14 protein-coding genes and 1 riboswitch are annotated in these 15,019 nt (G+C 45.7%); of the genes, 10 read left to right on the forward strand and 4 right to left on the reverse strand.

Features of this window, described 5'->3' with window-relative positions; all coding sequences use genetic code 11:
- Positions 1-80 precede the first annotated feature (80 nt).
- Positions 81-206: riboswitch (SAM riboswitch) on the forward strand.
- Positions 207-324: 118 nt separating this feature from the next.
- From metA to mqnC, 4 genes are all read left to right on the forward strand, one after another.
- Positions 325-1,242 (forward strand): homoserine O-acetyltransferase MetA, encoded by a 918-nt coding sequence (gene metA / locus ACM1ND_RS07765; protein ID WP_053325031.1) that lies wholly within the window; start codon positions 325-327, stop codon positions 1,240-1,242.
- 124 nt (positions 1,243-1,366) lie between these two features.
- Positions 1,367-2,551, forward strand: coding sequence for a PLP-dependent transferase (locus ACM1ND_RS07770; protein WP_023987790.1), 1,185 nt, complete (start codon positions 1,367-1,369; stop codon positions 2,549-2,551).
- Complete coding sequence (locus tag ACM1ND_RS07775) at positions 2,548-3,726, forward strand: aminotransferase class V-fold PLP-dependent enzyme (RefSeq protein ID WP_053325033.1); 1,179 nt, start codon at positions 2,548-2,550, stop codon at positions 3,724-3,726. Before ACM1ND_RS07770 ends, ACM1ND_RS07775 begins: the two co-directional genes overlap by 4 nt.
- 433 nt (positions 3,727-4,159) lie before the next feature.
- The gene (gene mqnC / locus ACM1ND_RS07780; RefSeq protein ID WP_023987792.1) at positions 4,160-5,293 is read left to right on the forward strand and encodes a cyclic dehypoxanthinyl futalosine synthase; all 1,134 of its coding nucleotides are present in this window, start codon (positions 4,160-4,162) and stop codon (positions 5,291-5,293) included.
- 96 nt (positions 5,294-5,389) lie between these two features.
- On the opposite strand, the gene ACM1ND_RS07785 is transcribed toward mqnC, so the two are convergent.
- The 4 genes from ACM1ND_RS07785 to ACM1ND_RS07800 form a co-directional block, all read right to left on the reverse strand.
- A complete protein-coding gene (locus tag ACM1ND_RS07785; RefSeq protein ID WP_068940115.1) occupies positions 5,390-6,265 on the reverse strand; it encodes a YitT family protein in 876 nt (291 codons plus the stop codon).
- A gap of 72 nt (positions 6,266-6,337) precedes the next feature.
- Positions 6,338-7,564: a cation:proton antiporter gene (locus ACM1ND_RS07790; protein WP_028542953.1), complete on the reverse strand. Its 1,227-nt coding sequence runs from the start codon at positions 7,562-7,564 to the stop codon at positions 6,338-6,340.
- 4 nt (positions 7,565-7,568) lie between these two features.
- Positions 7,569-8,063: a cation:proton antiporter regulatory subunit gene (locus ACM1ND_RS07795; protein ID WP_023987795.1), complete on the reverse strand. Its 495-nt coding sequence runs from the start codon at positions 8,061-8,063 to the stop codon at positions 7,569-7,571.
- Positions 8,064-8,270: 207 nt separating this feature from the next.
- Positions 8,271-8,666 carry a hypothetical protein gene (locus tag ACM1ND_RS07800; RefSeq protein WP_025723301.1) on the reverse strand — a complete coding sequence of 132 codons (396 nt, stop codon included), beginning with the start codon at positions 8,664-8,666 and terminating at the stop codon, positions 8,271-8,273.
- Between the two features lie 240 nt (positions 8,667-8,906).
- On the opposite strand from ACM1ND_RS07800, the gene ACM1ND_RS07805 reads away from it, so the two are divergent.
- The 6 genes from ACM1ND_RS07805 to ACM1ND_RS07830 all read left to right on the forward strand — a co-directional run bounded on the left by ACM1ND_RS07805 (position 8,907) and on the right by ACM1ND_RS07830 (position 14,921).
- The gene (locus ACM1ND_RS07805; RefSeq protein WP_028542952.1) at positions 8,907-9,788 is read left to right on the forward strand and encodes a putative sporulation protein YtxC; all 882 of its coding nucleotides are present in this window, start codon (positions 8,907-8,909) and stop codon (positions 9,786-9,788) included.
- A 61-nt stretch (positions 9,789-9,849) separates the two neighbouring features.
- Positions 9,850-10,425 carry a 3D domain-containing protein gene (locus ACM1ND_RS07810; protein ID WP_023987798.1) on the forward strand — a complete coding sequence of 192 codons (576 nt, stop codon included), beginning with the start codon at positions 9,850-9,852 and terminating at the stop codon, positions 10,423-10,425.
- An 84-nt stretch (positions 10,426-10,509) separates the two neighbouring features.
- A complete protein-coding gene (locus tag ACM1ND_RS07815; RefSeq protein ID WP_023987799.1) occupies positions 10,510-10,818 on the forward strand; it encodes a hypothetical protein in 309 nt (102 codons plus the stop codon).
- Between the two features lie 195 nt (positions 10,819-11,013).
- The gene (locus tag ACM1ND_RS07820; RefSeq protein ID WP_023987800.1) at positions 11,014-12,600 is read left to right on the forward strand and encodes a S1C family serine protease; all 1,587 of its coding nucleotides are present in this window, start codon (positions 11,014-11,016) and stop codon (positions 12,598-12,600) included.
- A gap of 151 nt (positions 12,601-12,751) precedes the next feature.
- Positions 12,752-13,441: a response regulator transcription factor gene (locus ACM1ND_RS07825; protein WP_013309432.1), complete on the forward strand. Its 690-nt coding sequence runs from the start codon at positions 12,752-12,754 to the stop codon at positions 13,439-13,441.
- 1 nt (position 13,442) lies between these two features.
- Positions 13,443-14,921: a sensor histidine kinase gene (locus ACM1ND_RS07830; protein WP_013309433.1), complete on the forward strand. Its 1,479-nt coding sequence runs from the start codon at positions 13,443-13,445 to the stop codon at positions 14,919-14,921.
- Positions 14,922-15,019 lie beyond the last annotated feature (98 nt).

Here is a 15,019-nt window from a genome sequence, read left to right on the forward strand (position 1 = left end):
AAGTCCCATCTTGACGAAGCCCAGCCGATGCATTAAAGTGAACAACAAGAACTTTGTGAACCTAAAATGAATATAGCGAAATCTTATCAAGAGCAGGTGGAGGGACTAGCCCGATGATACCCGGCAACCGGCGATTTTAATCGCACGGTGCTAATTCTTGCAGGACGCGCGCTTTGTACAAAGAGCGTTGCCCTGACAGATGAGAGAGGCGCATATGGATACAAATATGACCTTTCTCTAACCTGAGAAAGGTCTTTTTATTATATGCCCGGCATCTCAACAAGACGATTTTCGCAAAACTTACCGAACAAGGAGTGAGTTTACATGCCGATTAAAATCCCAGACACGCTACCTGCCAAGGAAGTGCTGGAGGGCGAAAATATTTTCGTAATGGATGAAAGCTTGGCTTATCATCAGGATATTCGTCCGTTGCGTATCGCCATTTTGAATTTAATGCCGACAAAGGAGACGACGGAAACCCAACTGTTGCGCTTGGTCGGCAATACGCCGCTGCAAGTGGACGTCACGCTGGTGCACATGAAATCTCATGTATCCAAAAATACATCGCAAGAATATTTGAACATGTTCTATAAAACGTTTGACGAGATCAAGAACAGTCGTTTTGACGGCATGGTCATTACAGGAGCCCCGGTTGAACAGCTTGAGTTTGAGGATGTGAACTACTGGGAGGAGATCCAGCAAATCTTTGAATGGACGAAAACGAATGTAACTTCGACCATGCATATCTGTTGGGCCTCACAGGCAGGCTTATACCATCATTTCGATGTCCCTAAATACGGGCTCGACTACAAATGCTTTGGCGTATTTCCACACACCGTGATTAAACCTAAAGTAAAATTGCTACGCGGCTTTGATGAATTGTTTTATGCTCCTCACTCCCGACATACTGAGGTTCGGCGGGAAGATATTGATCATATTGCCGAATTAGAAGTTTTATCCGAATCCGAGGAAGCTGGAGTGTACCTCGTAGCCACGCTTGACGGTAAACAAATTTTTGTAACTGGGCACTCTGAATATGACCCGCTTTCCCTGAAATGGGAATACGACCGCGATGTGGCCAAAGGAATGGATATTGAAGTCCCCAAAAATTATTTTCCTAATGATGATCCCAAGCGCACACCACCCTCAATCTGGCGGGCACACGCCAATTTATTATTCTCGAATTGGCTGAACTATTATGTATACCAAGAAACACCTTACGATATCGGGCCCCAGATTTAAAAAGGGGCTTGTAGTTTACCCTTGTACAGTACCACCTTGCAGTAGCGCAGCAGTATAGTCTTTGACATCCATTTTTGCAGGATATGTTATAGCACCCACTATGGAAGTTAACAGGAGGATTCATATGAGTGAGAAACAGTGGAAAATCGAAAGCAGATTGGCACAAATCGGTTCAGTAGAGGAGCCAGTAACCGGGGCTGTTAATTACCCGATTTACCAATCTACGGCGTTCCGCCATCCCCGTCTAGGTCAAAGCACAGGATTTGATTACATTCGGACGATCAATCCTACGCGAAAGGTACTGGAAGAGGCTTCTGCAGCACTTGAATCGGGTGATGCAGGTTTTGCATGTAGCTCAGGTATGGCGGCGCTGCAAACGGTATTTGCATTGTTTGGACAGGGAGATCACCTCATTGTATCGCTGGATCTGTATGGCGGGACATATCGCTTGCTGGAGCGTATTTTATCTAAATTTGGTGTAACAGCAAGTTATGTGGATACGAATGATCTTGAAGCACTCGAACAGTCATGTCGACCGAATACCAAAGCTGTATTCATAGAAACACCTACAAATCCGTTAATGATGATCACTGATATTCGAGCGGTTGCCGAGTGGGCATCACAACATCAGTTGCTTACCATTGTAGATAATACGCTGCTAACCCCATATTTCCAGCGGCCATTGGAGCTGGGCGCGGATATTGTGGTACATAGCGCAACCAAATATTTGGGCGGACACAACGATGTGCTGGCAGGGTTGATCGTAACCAAAGGCAAAGAGCTATCAGCTGAAATTTCCTTCCTGCACAATTCCATAGGGGCCGTGCTTTCCCCGAGCGACTGCTATCAGTTGATGAAGGGGATGAAGACGTTAGCGCTGCGTATGGACCGACATCAGCATAATGCAACAGTGCTATCTAACTATTTACTGACGCATCCGGCGGTGGCGGAAGTATTTTATCCAGCTCTCGAAGGCCACCCAGGTCGTGAGATTCAAAATAAACAATCCAGCGGAAATACGGGTATCTTCTCCTTTAAAGTAAAGGATGCTCGTTATGTGGAGCCTTTGCTTCGTCACATTAAGCTCATTGCGTTTGCGGAAAGTCTCGGCGGTGTGGAATCATTAATGACCTATCCCGCTGTGCAGACACATGCGGACATACCAGCAGAAATTCGGGATGCAGTCGGGGTAGATGACAGGCTGTTGCGTTTCTCCGTCGGCATTGAGCATACAGACGACCTAATTGAAGATTTGCGTTCGGCGCTGGAAGCGGCACGTCAAGAAGTAGAAGGAGGGGAGCAGCAATGATAGAGGATGCGAGAAGGATCGGCCAGGATCTGGACAAAGAGCGGAAGTTCGCTACCAAGCTGCTGCATTTCGGCTCTGAAATTGACAGTGTTACGGGGGCTTCGAGCGTCCCGATCTATCAAGCTTCTACCTTTCACCATCATGATATTTTTAATCCTCCACAGCATGACTATAGCCGTTCAGGTAATCCGACACGACAAGCTTTGGAGGATTATATCGCCTTATTAGAAGGCGGAGCTAGCGGTTTTGCCTTTGCATCAGGTATGGCGGCCATCTCTACTACATTTATGCTCTTGTCTGCTGGAGATCATGTCATTGTTTCCGAGGACGTATATGGAGGAACATATCGACTGCTGACCTCCATTTTGAAACGGATGAATATCGAAACGACCTTCGTTGACATGACGGACCTCAACCATGTGAAAGAGGCGTTGCAGGAGAATACAAGGGCTGTATATATGGAAACCCCGTCCAATCCGACACTCAAAATTACCGATGTAGCAGGAATAACCTCTTGGGCACAGGATAACGGACTTTTGACGCTATTGGATAATACTTTTATGACACCTTATTATCAACGTCCGATTGAGCAGGGTGTCGATATTGTATTGCACAGTGCGACCAAGTTTCTGGGCGGACACAGCGATGTGCTGGCAGGACTTGCAGTAGCACGTACCGAATCGCTGGGGAGACAAATCAAGCAGCTCCAAAATGGACTGGGTACCGTGCTGGCTCCGCAGGAGTCATGGTTGCTCATGCGCGGTATGAAGACACTGGAGGCTCGTATGGCTCACAGCGAAAAGAGTGCAGCAAAGCTCGCCAATTGGCTGAACGAGCGCAATGACATTGAGGCGGTGTACTACCCGGGTCTGGAGAATCATCCAGGACGTGAAGTTCATGAGCGTCAATCCAGCGGTTATGGTGCAGTGATATCGTTTGATGTGGGTTCTGGTGAGCGTGCAAAAGAAGTCCTCAGTCGCGTACGTATTCCAATTGTAGCGGTGAGTCTGGGAGCTGTGGAAAGCATCTTGTCGTATCCGGCGATGATGTCACACGCGGCTATGCCCCATAGTGTACGATTGGAGCGCGGGATTACGGACGGATTACTTCGTTTCTCCGTAGGTCTGGAGGATATTGACGACCTGATTAGTGATCTGGATGAGGCGCTGCGCTAGAGCGTTAGCACATCAGTAGTATCTTTGTCGTTTTCAGGCAGGGAGCAAATATGTACAGTACTAAACAGCAAGTTTCCATTCATTCAGGAGGCTTGCTGTTTTCTATAAGAATGACATGAAGGACAGTGTGAAAAAATGCACTTTTCAGTTCTGTTTTCCTATTTCTTGTCTATATGCAATGTTGAGATAAGCTTGGCAGTTGCCTGTTTTCCTAGGTGAAAAGCAGAAAGAAGCGGGAATAAGTATGGTTCCTTACCTAAAGATATGTTAGTATTATCATTAGGTTTTACTATGCTAAATAGCACAGACAACATACAAGGCCAGTCATGAACATACATTACGGCAGGGTTCGAACGCAGGTTTGTGAAAGCATTCTCGTTCATAAGTCCTGTCTTTCATTTCGTCGCCCTGTGACAGCGAAGGAGGATACACCATGAGTGTAATCGACCATATTTTAGATAAAGCCCTACGCGGCGAACGCCTGAATTTAGAGGATACCGTTGCTTTGTTCGAATCAGATGAGGTAGAAAAAATAGGTCATGCGGCGAATAAAGTTATGAATCGCATGCACCCCGATCCCATTAAAACCTTCGTCATCGGACGAAATATTAACTATACGAACGTATGTGACGTATACTGTCGCTTCTGCGCTTTTTACCGTAGACCGGGTTCTGATGAAGGTTATGTTTTGCCGGACGAGGTGATCTTTCAGAAGATCAAGGAAACGCAGGATGTAGGTGGCACCGAAATTCTAATGCAAGGCGGTGTGAATCCGAATCTGCCGTTCAGTTATTATACGGATTTGCTGAAAGCTATCAAGGAGCGTTTTCCCGATATTACGATGCACTCCTTCTCGCCAGCTGAAATTCACAAAATGAAGGAAAAATCCGGTCTATCCATGGAAGACACGATTCGAGCCATTCATGAAGCTGGATTGGATTCGCTTCCGGGTGGAGGCGGAGAAATTTTGGATGACCGCACACGCCGCAAAATTAGCCGTCTCAAAGGCTCTTGGCGTGATTGGATGGATGTGATGCAAACGGCTCACAAGGTTGGGATGAACACGACTGCTACGATGGTTATCGGCTTTGGCGAGTTGATGGAGGAGCGTGCGCTGCATTTGTTGCGTGTTCGTGATGCTCAGGACGAATGCATTGAAAACAAATATAATTCTGAAGGATTTTTGGCCTTTATTCCTTGGACCTTCCAGCCAGACAACACCAATCTGAAGAAGGAACGCCAGACGCCAGAGGAATATTTGAAGACCGTTGCGATCAGTCGTCTTGTATTGGATAACATCAAGCATATTCAGTCTTCATGGGTAACCATGGGACCTGAAATCGGTAAAAAATCGTTGTACTACGGTTGCGATGATTTTGGCAGCACCATGATTGAGGAAAACGTAGTTTCCGCTGCAGGCGCAACGTATAAGGTTAACATTGAATCCATTCTACAGTTGATCCGCGAGACGGGTCACGTTCCAGCACAGCGCAATACCCGTTATGATATTATTCGTACTTTTGACAGTGCCAGCAGTATTGAACATGATTTTATCATGCAAAATTAATATCCGTTAATATATTGTTAATTACAAAACGCTTATCCATCACTAATCTATGTACAAGGATTAGTGTAGATAAGCGTTTTTTGATGTGTTACTTTGCTAAGCTTTCCATCGTTTCATATACATGATCTCAGCCTGCGGGTCTGCCATTTGGATGACTGCCTTAAAGCGCTGCAAATCCAACAGATGAACGCTGTAAACGATGACCATTTGTTCTTTTTTATCCTCAGATTCGCTTTTAATCTTGCCCTCTATCTGGGCAGAGTCTACAACAGGCGTGCTGTGTATACGCAGCCTGCGATATATGGCATCTTCGATGGTTTGCTGTTTCTTGCTGACAACACAAACCATACGCGTCAGACCAGTAAACATCAGCCGGGTCGTTTCATAGGCGGCGAGGCAGGATAAGGCTGAATAGAGAGCTGGCTCCCAGCCTAGCACAAAGCCAGCCGTAATGAGCAGCAGACCATTACACAGCATAACAATCTGTATTAACGGAATCTTGCGATGTGTTAGCAATAATGTGGATGGACGGCCATCGTCTGACTCGTTAAGTCCTAGTGAATCGAGCAGACCACCGTGACGAGCTGCCAGCACTGCGCCAAGCCCTATACAGATTCCGCCGCCCAAAGCGCATACGACCGGATGGCCACTCACTGCCGGAAAAGGCGAAAGAATAATGGCTGAGCCCGAAAAGGCGAACAAGCCGGGTAGTGCACGGAGCAACATGGGTTTGTGAGTAGACAGAGAATACAGCAGCATGAGTGGCAAGTTCAAAACGAATAGCAGTAACCCAAAATGCTCTTGTGTATAAAGCGACATGAGTCTAGAGATCCCCGTGACGCCTCCAGCGATCATATCATGCGGATGCAAAAACAATTCCAGACCGACGGATGCCGTAATTCCGCCAATCACCGTATAAAAGACAGGGAACCTGCTCGCATCTCCTGAAGCGGGCTTGACAAGCCGCCTCATAGAGTTTCGGCATGTTTTACAGCGTGCGGCATAGCCTTCCCTCCTATGGATTGTCGTATCCAGCTTTTACAATTACGCCGATTTACTTTCTTCCTTTCGTAGGCGGGGGTCCTTGAACTTAAATATTTTGTTTAACATATTAAAAATAGGTTTTGACTGCTTTGTCAGAAGTGGTCCAAGAATCGCCAGTATGAGTACATAGATGGCTGCAAAGGGTTGAACAATATCAAGCAAACCGCCTTCTTTACCCAAGTTGGCCATGATAATCGAAAATTCACCCCGTGCCACAATGGTCAGGCCGATATTTGCTGACGCTTTGGGAGATAAGGAGGCCGTACGCCCAGCCAGCATTCCTGCCCAAATGTTACCAAACAACGTGAGGACGACTGCTGCCAGTGCAAGCCATATCGCGTTTCCTCCCAGGGACAGTGGATCAATGGATAATCCAAAGCTGAAGAAAAACAGGGCGCCAAAGAAATCGCGGAAAGGAACAATTAAATGCTCGATACGTTTGGCATGTTCCGTTTCGGCCAGTACCAGACCGACTAACAGGGCGCCGATAGCTTCCGCCACATGAATCGTTTCCGAAAAACCAGCCACCAGAAACAGAGAGCCGAAAACAACAAGTCCGAATACCTCATTGGAGCGAATACGGAGAATCCGATTTAACAGAGGGACGGCCTTACGGCCGATAATAATGACTGCAAGCATAAAGCCTAGCGCGATTAGCGCTGATAGCAGCACACCACCGAGCGAGGATGAATCGCTAAGAACCAATCCGGAGAGGATGGAGATGTATACGGCGAGGAAAACATCCTCGAACATAATAATGCCCAAAATCATTTCAGTTTCAGCATTGGCGGTCCGCTTGAGATCTACCAGCACCTTCGCAGCAATAGCACTGGATGATATTGTTGTAATTCCGGCGATAACCAGTGTCTCTGCTACAGGAAAGCCGCTCAGGAAGCCAAGAGCCAGCCCCAGTGTAAAATTGATGCCAATATAAATGGTTCCGCCCACGGCAATGGAACGGCCTGATTTAATTAACCGACCTACTGAGAACTCGAGACCCAAGTAGAAGAGAAGAAACAGCACTCCGATTCTTCCCATAAAATCAATAAATGGGGCGCTTTCGATAAAGCGAAAATCAAAATGCCATAGCTCCATCGCATGTGGCCCAACTGCCATTCCGATCAGGATATAAAAAGGGATGACCGAGAAGCGCAGTTTGGAGGAAATAAGTCCGGCTGCAGCGATGAGAGCAATAGCCAATCCAACCTCAAATACCAGATGATCCATCCAATCACCCGCTTCCGTTCATAAGGATTTGTTTAAAGCGTTTTTGCTGATCGCGTTCCCCAACAACGACTACAGTGGCATCATCGTTAATCATCACTTCAGGACCAGGATTTACATATTTCTTTCCTTTTTTCTCCACAATGGCAATAACAGTGGCTCCCGAATTTTGCCTTACATCCAGCTCACCGATGGATTTGCCGACACTTGCATAATGAGATTCCACTCTATACCATTCGATAATAAAATCGTCAAACGTCATTTCTACACTTTCAAGCTGTTTGGGCTTATAGGTCATACCACCGATGATGGAGGCTACCAATCGCGCTTCCTGATCATTCAGGGTTGTCATAGAAATACTTTGTTCCAGATCCTCGTAATCAAAGTGATACAACTCGCGCCTGCCATCATCATGAATAATAATGACAATTCGGTCGCCACTCTCTGCATCTATTCGATACTTAATCCCGATTCCTGGCAAAATAGACTCTCGAATATCCATTTGTAAAGCCTCCTGTATGATACGTTATTTAAATGAATGGTATGGGAAATAAATCACATACTTTGGGAGTGACATGGAAACTTTCTTTTTGTATTAAATTTTATAAATTAACATAAAAAACCTGATAAATAGACTTTACGTATTACACTTATTGGGACAGGTTAACAAATAGACATGCAAATGTGGTGATGTGCATGCAAAGGGAGGTTAAGCCACATAACTAGAGGTAAATTTGATGGGGAACAAGTACAATTGCTTCTTTAGTTTGCAAATGACAGGAATAAAAGGCAGACGTAGTTTAGGGATGCTCAATAGCAGCACAAGCGCTATCAAAATGACAAAGGGAAGTGATTTGGCCGCAGCGATCACCAGATGAAGTAAAGGGGAGGACTTGCGTATAGCTGGTTTGGAATGATGCTCCAGACCGTGAGAGTCTGTTTCTAACGAGGAAATATCAGCATGAGGCATAAGAGAAGATCCCGCCGTAAACTGAAGGGATTGAGTGGTGTCTTCCGCATGAAACGTCACAGGAAGGGACAAAATCTGAACGAGGCTCAATATGACGATCATGAATGTACGCAGCATGTTCAGCATCGTTGACATCTTATCTCCTCCCTCTTGTGAAAAATTCATATTACTATAACCTTAACATACCCCACCCTAAATATTCAAACGTCTTTCGGTTTTTTTCCTATATCACAGTAATGTTTATAACACGCCAACCGGCTTTTTGAAACCAGATCATCCTCTTTTGAATATGTCTTTCTGTTTCCAGTCGTTCACTTCGTATAACCCTTCAGAGGCCGCCATATACTGAAAGCAGTGATCGAAAGGAGTGAGCCAATGGAACTGTTTACAGTGTGGACCAATACAGACGGAGATCAGGAAACCGACCGGTTTTACGAAGTGGTCAAAAGTAGAACAAAGGGACTACATATGTCACGGCGCGGATTTCGATTCACTTTCAGACAGCTGGATAACAAAGTGGCATGGACCTGCAAGGGCACAGAAAGCAATTCGGCGTTTGAAAGCTTTCTCCCCTGTGTATACAGCATCATGTCTTCGGCAATAGCGGATTATATTATCGAAGTCAAGGAGTGGGGGCTGCTCAATCTCATTCTCACCAAAGCCTGTTCGTTGCTGGAGAAAGAGGATGCAGAGCAAATTCGCAGTATGATTCGTTCACTGTTAAACGATGATGGCCCCAGAGGTCGTTTGAAGCGTCATGGTAAGCTGACTACTCTCCTGGAGAAGGATTTCAAGGAGCTTCGTGTGATCAATTTGGAAGGGCTGATTCAATTTAGGCTCCATGCGTATAAAAAAGAGCTTGAAGAAATCGTCGACTATGCTATGGAAGAATTCTGGGCAGATCGGCAATACGAAGAATTTATGGGGCTGCTTAAATATTTTGTTTTTTTTCAGGAAAGCAAAGTTCCGCTCGTACACGTACTTCACCAAGGCGGACATAATTTTACGATTCTGGATAGTGCCATGGTGCCCATACCGATTCCTGATGCAGATGACATCATTGTCGAGATGCCAGGCATTGAATTGGAAATGGAGGTCGAGGATCGAATCGTGAGCACCCTTATTTCGATTTCTCCTGCTTCCATTATATTGCACACAGACGATGAACACACCCCCATAGTGCGGACACTCCTGCATATTTTTGAAGATAAAGTGAAACTGAGCAGACTTTATCCAGGTCAGGATGTTCAAAAATAATAATCTGTTCGTATAAACTAATGGATTTCTGGAAAGCCTTTGCCTCAAGGGGAGGTTTTTTATGAGATCCATGTTGGTATGGAAACGGATTTTGGGAACCGTGTTAATTGCAACCTGTCTGGTATTGCCCGGCAATGAAGTTTACGGTCACAAAGAACCGGTCCAGCATAAAAAATGGCAGTCCACACCTGTTTTAGCTCCACGCGAAGAGCAGGTTATTACGACCATGACGGTCACGGCAACAGGATATACAGCAGGCTATGAATCGACTGGCAAACGGCCAAGTCATCCCGGTTACGGTATTACGTATTCCGGTGTAAAAGTGCGTCGTGACAAGAACACACTGTCTACGATTGCGGCTGATCCCAAAACGTTTCCTTTGGGAAGCATATTGTACATTCCAGGTTATGGATACGGGATTGTAGCAGATACAGGTTCTGCGATTAAGGGCAATAAAATTGACTTGTATTTTAAAACAACCCGGCAGGTATATTCTGAATGGGGCAAGAAAGATGTGGATGTTCAAATTATAAAAAAAGGGAACGGAAAATGTACAGAAAAGATGGTCAAATCGCTCCAAAAGGTGATAGAAACGCATAAAACTATTCCGACCGCGACACTGGATGCTTCCATATAATCCTTGAATATTGTTTTTTCCAACATCACATACTATGTTGCGGGATGAGCTTATCCCGCAAAACATACTGGGAGGTTGAGAATTATGCCAAATCAAGGCGGAAGTTCTTTCACGAACAAAGGCTTCAAGGCAAGCGCAGGAAATCAGTTCAAAGCGGAATTTGCACAAGACAATACGGTTGGTGTCGTTTCACAAAAGGTAAAGCAGTCTGAACAAAATAAAATTCAAGACAACTTTCAGACACCAAATGAGAAGTATGATGAAGAATTTGCAACAGAACAAGGCGGTACAGGCGCTGTAGCTCAAAAAGTTCAAAACTCCAGTCGCAACAAAGTTCAAAACAATGCTCAAACACCGAACGAAAAGTTCGACGAAAACTTTAACACGAAATAAAAAAGCATATACAATTGATAATGCTCCGGATTATATCCGGGGCATTTCGTTTTAAGTGAAAGTGAATAGGTACAATAGGTCTAAGGTTTTATCTCCTTTTTAATTGTTTTTAAGGTGGAATTAAGGTTTAAAGTGCAAAATAAAGTCAGTTAAACAACACCACCTTGAAGCATAGGGTTTGGGAGGAGATATACAATGGACGAATTTAAAAATAATAACTCCGGACGCCGGAACGACAACGATCAGGTTGATACCGATAATGCAACTCGGCAAAACGATTCGAACGGTTCCTCATATTATTATTCTTACGGCCCTTTTTCTTCAGTTCAATCGGACGGACAACGTAAGGAAGGGCAGTCGGTGGAAAAGGATGTTGAGATTACGCCACCACAGGCAGTGAGACCTCTTCCTCCCTCATACCATCGCGCTATGCCTGAGCAACAGGATGGTTCGGGTCGGAATGGTGGCAACTGGCAATTCAAACCGAATAAGCCCAAGTCGCAGGTGAAAACAATTTTCTTATCTTTTTTGGCTGGGATGCTGGTCATTACGGTATTGATGTACACAGCTGACCGAACAAATATGTTCACACCCGAGACGGCGTTAACTTCGGCGGCAGCTGAAAGTGGAGAAACGACTAATTCAGGAACAACTGGCTCGACTCCAAGCGCAGTTCCGGCTGTGATGCCTTCAGGTACCGCTGATGTTCAATCTGTTGTGGCCAAGGCTGGTCCGGCAGTCGTCAAAATCGAAACGCTTGCCAAACAAACCAGTGGTAGCAGCGGCAGACAAAGCAGCCCTTATTACAATGACCCGCTGTATCAATACTTTTTCGGTAATCAGTATGGTGACAGTGGCAGTAGCGGTAACAGTAATGAAAATGAAGGTAGCAACAGCGGGCAGCTGACTCCGCTTGGTATTGGTTCCGGTTTTATTTTTGATAAATCGGGTTACGTCCTAACCAACAACCATGTTGTTGAAGGCGCGAGTGTGGTTCAGGTTACAGTAGAGGGAACTAATAAGCCTTACGAAGCCAAAGTCTTGGGCAAAAATGCTGATCTTGATTTGGCGGTACTTAAAATTGAAGGCAAAAACAACTTTCCGACAGTAACTTTGGGTGACTCCGATAACGCTAAAGTCGGCGAGTGGATGGTCGCAATCGGCAACCCTGAAGGCTTTGAGCATTCGGTAACAGCCGGGGTGCTAAGTGCGAAAGAACGTACGATCACCATTAATAGTGAATCGACTGGAAAACCGACGCAATACAAGCATCTCATTCAGACGGATGCGTCCATTAACCCTGGTAACTCTGGCGGACCGCTGTTAAATCTGCAAGGGCAGGTTATCGGTATGAACGTAGCTGTTAGTGCAGACGCACAGGGAATCGGGTTTGCGATTCCGTCCAATACAATTTTGGAAGTCGTCGATAAGCTGAAAAATAACCAGCCTATCCCGAAAGAACCTGTACCTTTCATTGGTGCAAGTCTGTTAAATTTGAGTCCTGAAGTAGCCAAAGAATTGGGCACATCCCTAACCGAAGGCTCGGTAGTACGGGATATTATATACAAATCGCCAGCTTATCAGGCCGATCTGCGTCCTTACGATGTGATTATCGGAGCCAATGGCACGCCTTATAGCACATCACAAGAGCTGATCCAGTTCATTCAAAAACAAAAAGTGGGTACAGCACTGACGCTTAACATCGAACGAGCTGGGCAGAAAAAAGATGTTCAGCTGAAAATAGGCAACAAAAATGACTTTAGCTCGACGCTTCAGCAATAAGCTGATAACTCTACAAAAATGAACATGTGCACGCAAGAAACGGAAGAGGAAGATCCCTTCCGTTTCTTGCTGTATGGAGCAGCCAGATGCTACACGCGTCTACTCCTGCTACAATAGAGGGAAAAGAAGAGATAAAGGAGTTCGATCGTGTATGCGTTCTACTATTCTGATTATTGATGACGATGAAAAAATTGTTTCCATGCTACGCAGAGGGCTGGCATTTGAAGGCTATGAAGTGCTGACAGCCGCCAATGGAGCAGAGGGATTAAATAAAATGCTGACAGCTGAGCCTGATGTGGTCGTGCTGGATGTAATGATGCCGCAGGTCGATGGTTTTGAGGTATGCCGTCGCATGCGGGAGGGTGGAAGCACGGTACCTGTCCTGATGCTTACAGCCAAGGATGAGGTTGAGAATCGGGTTAAGGGCTTGGATCTAGGGGCCGATGATTATCTCGTCAAGCCGTTTGCTCTGGAGGAGCTGCTGGCGCGAGTGCGAGCGCTTTTGCGGCGTAAAACCGAACAACAGGACAATAACGGAAATCGGCTTACCTTCGAGGATTTACAACTGGATAACGAATCCCGTGAAGTGGTTCGTGGCGGCAAACGCTTGGAACTGACAGCCAAAGAATTTGAACTGCTCCATTTGTTCATGCAAAACCCCAAGCGTGTTCTGTCGCGTGATCTGATTATGGACAAAATTTGGGGCTATGACTATAGCGGAGAATCGAATGTGCTGGAAGTATATATTGCCATGCTACGACAAAAAACGGAGCAGGATGGCGGTAAACGACTCATTCGTACAATTCGGGGAGCTGGCTATATTTTAAGAGGTGATGTGTAATATGTCTATTCGGTGGCGGCTGACAGCTTGGTATTCGAGCATCTTGGCTATTGTACTTGTCATTTTTGGTCTGGCTATTTACGGACTAGTATATTACTACACATATAATGAAGTGAAAAGTCAGCTTATGACTCAGGCGCCACAGATTAACAAGCAATTACGCCTTATTATTAAAGGGGGATTGTTTGAAGTCCCTAACCTGGATTTAGGATTGGAGCAGGGGCGTGGAATAGATGACTCACAGCTATATGTACAAATTTACAATTATACGTCCGGGGTTACCAAAACCACCCAAAATATGAAAGACCTCAATATCACCTTCCCTGTTCCATCTACAGCGGCAGGAGCAGTTCAAAATGAGGGGATTCGACGTGTGAACGTAAATGGGGATTCCTTTATGATTTATCAACAGCCCATTAAGTCCGAGGAGTTGGGGTTGGTGGTCGGGTTGCTACAGGTAGGACAATTCACGGGCTCTCAGGATCGACTCATGAACAGGTTACAAAATGTGCTTGTATACGGTTCGTTGTTTGCATTACTCGCTGCTGCGACCTCAGGTCTCTTTCTGGCTCGCAAGTCTATGAAGCCGCTGGTCAAGGTCATTGAGGGGGCAAATCAGATTCAATCCAGTAATGATTTGAGTGTACGGATTGAATATGACGGACCACCAGATGAAATTGGACAATTAATCGGGACGGTTAACAACATGCTGGGGCGTACAGAGGTGTTTTACAAGGAGCTGGAAGATGCGTACGGTGCACAGCGTCGTTTTGTGGCTGATGCTTCCCATGAGCTTCGTACGCCGCTAACGACGATCCGTGGCAACGTTGATTTTTTGCTCAAAATGTGGACTACCGAACCAGGAGAGCGACCGAATATGGATGAAGAGATGATTCGCGAGCTTTCTATGGAGGCATTAAATGACATGGCGGATGAAGGCAAACGGATGAGCCGTTTGGTGAGTGATATGTTGTCACTCGCGAGAGCGGACACAGGGAAAACGTTCGATAAGACTCCCGTTGCGTTGGAACCGCTTGTAAGTGAGGTTGCCCGTCGTGCTCAGTTTTTAGAGCGAACGGCCGAATGGAATGTGGGAGATTTTTCGTTGCTGAATGGTATTTATATGGATGGCAGCAAGGATTATTTGCAGCAAATGCTATTCATTTTCATTGATAATGCATTCAAATATACACCTGAAGGCACAGTCCGATTTGATGCCATTATTTATCAAGGACAGGTGGGGCTACGGATCAGTGATACGGGCATTGGAATGGATAAGAGTGAGGTTCCCTTTATTTTTGACCGCTTTTACCGGGCAGATGAGTCACGCGGGGTGACGGAGGGAATTGGGTTGGGGCTATCTATTGCCAAGTGGATTATTGATGAACATCACGGGTCTGTGGAAGTGGTTACGCGCCAAGGAGAAGGAACGACATTTGTCATCTGGCTTCCGGTCAGCTTTTCCGCGCCTTTGGAATAGGCTATAATAGGAAGGCAACTACATCATAGAATTGGCCGGTAGAGGCGTGGAAGCCCACAGCTACCAGTTTTGGAGCTGTATACTGTGTCGAAGAAAGC

The sequence above is a fragment of the Paenibacillus sp. JJ1722 genome, from assembly GCF_048282685.1.
Lineage (GTDB): Bacteria > Bacillota > Bacilli > Paenibacillales > Paenibacillaceae > Paenibacillus > Paenibacillus polymyxa_B.

Bases quoted from the DNA above. Each gene is read 5' to 3' on its own strand.
- metA (WP_053325031.1), top strand. From the start codon at position 325: ATGCCGATTAAAATCCCAGACACGCTACCTGCCAAGGAAGTGCTGGAG.
- ACM1ND_RS07770 (WP_023987790.1), top strand. From the start codon at position 1,367: ATGAGTGAGAAACAGTGGAAAATCGAAAGCAGATTGGCACAAATCGGT.
- ACM1ND_RS07775 (WP_053325033.1), top strand. From the start codon at position 2,548: ATGATAGAGGATGCGAGAAGGATCGGCCAGGATCTGGACAAAGAGCGG.
- mqnC (WP_023987792.1), top strand. From the start codon at position 4,160: ATGAGTGTAATCGACCATATTTTAGATAAAGCCCTACGCGGCGAACGC.
- ACM1ND_RS07785 (WP_068940115.1), bottom strand. From the start codon at position 6,265: ATGAGGCGGCTTGTCAAGCCCGCTTCAGGAGATGCGAGCAGGTTCCCT.
- ACM1ND_RS07790 (WP_028542953.1), bottom strand. From the start codon at position 7,564: ATGGATCATCTGGTATTTGAGGTTGGATTGGCTATTGCTCTCATCGCT.
- ACM1ND_RS07795 (WP_023987795.1), bottom strand. From the start codon at position 8,063: ATGGATATTCGAGAGTCTATTTTGCCAGGAATCGGGATTAAGTATCGA.
- ACM1ND_RS07800 (WP_025723301.1), bottom strand. From the start codon at position 8,666: ATGTCAACGATGCTGAACATGCTGCGTACATTCATGATCGTCATATTG.
- ACM1ND_RS07805 (WP_028542952.1), top strand. From the start codon at position 8,907: ATGGAACTGTTTACAGTGTGGACCAATACAGACGGAGATCAGGAAACC.
- ACM1ND_RS07810 (WP_023987798.1), top strand. From the start codon at position 9,850: ATGAGATCCATGTTGGTATGGAAACGGATTTTGGGAACCGTGTTAATT.
- ACM1ND_RS07815 (WP_023987799.1), top strand. From the start codon at position 10,510: ATGCCAAATCAAGGCGGAAGTTCTTTCACGAACAAAGGCTTCAAGGCA.
- ACM1ND_RS07820 (WP_023987800.1), top strand. From the start codon at position 11,014: ATGGACGAATTTAAAAATAATAACTCCGGACGCCGGAACGACAACGAT.
- ACM1ND_RS07825 (WP_013309432.1), top strand. From the start codon at position 12,752: ATGCGTTCTACTATTCTGATTATTGATGACGATGAAAAAATTGTTTCC.
- ACM1ND_RS07830 (WP_013309433.1), top strand. From the start codon at position 13,443: ATGTCTATTCGGTGGCGGCTGACAGCTTGGTATTCGAGCATCTTGGCT.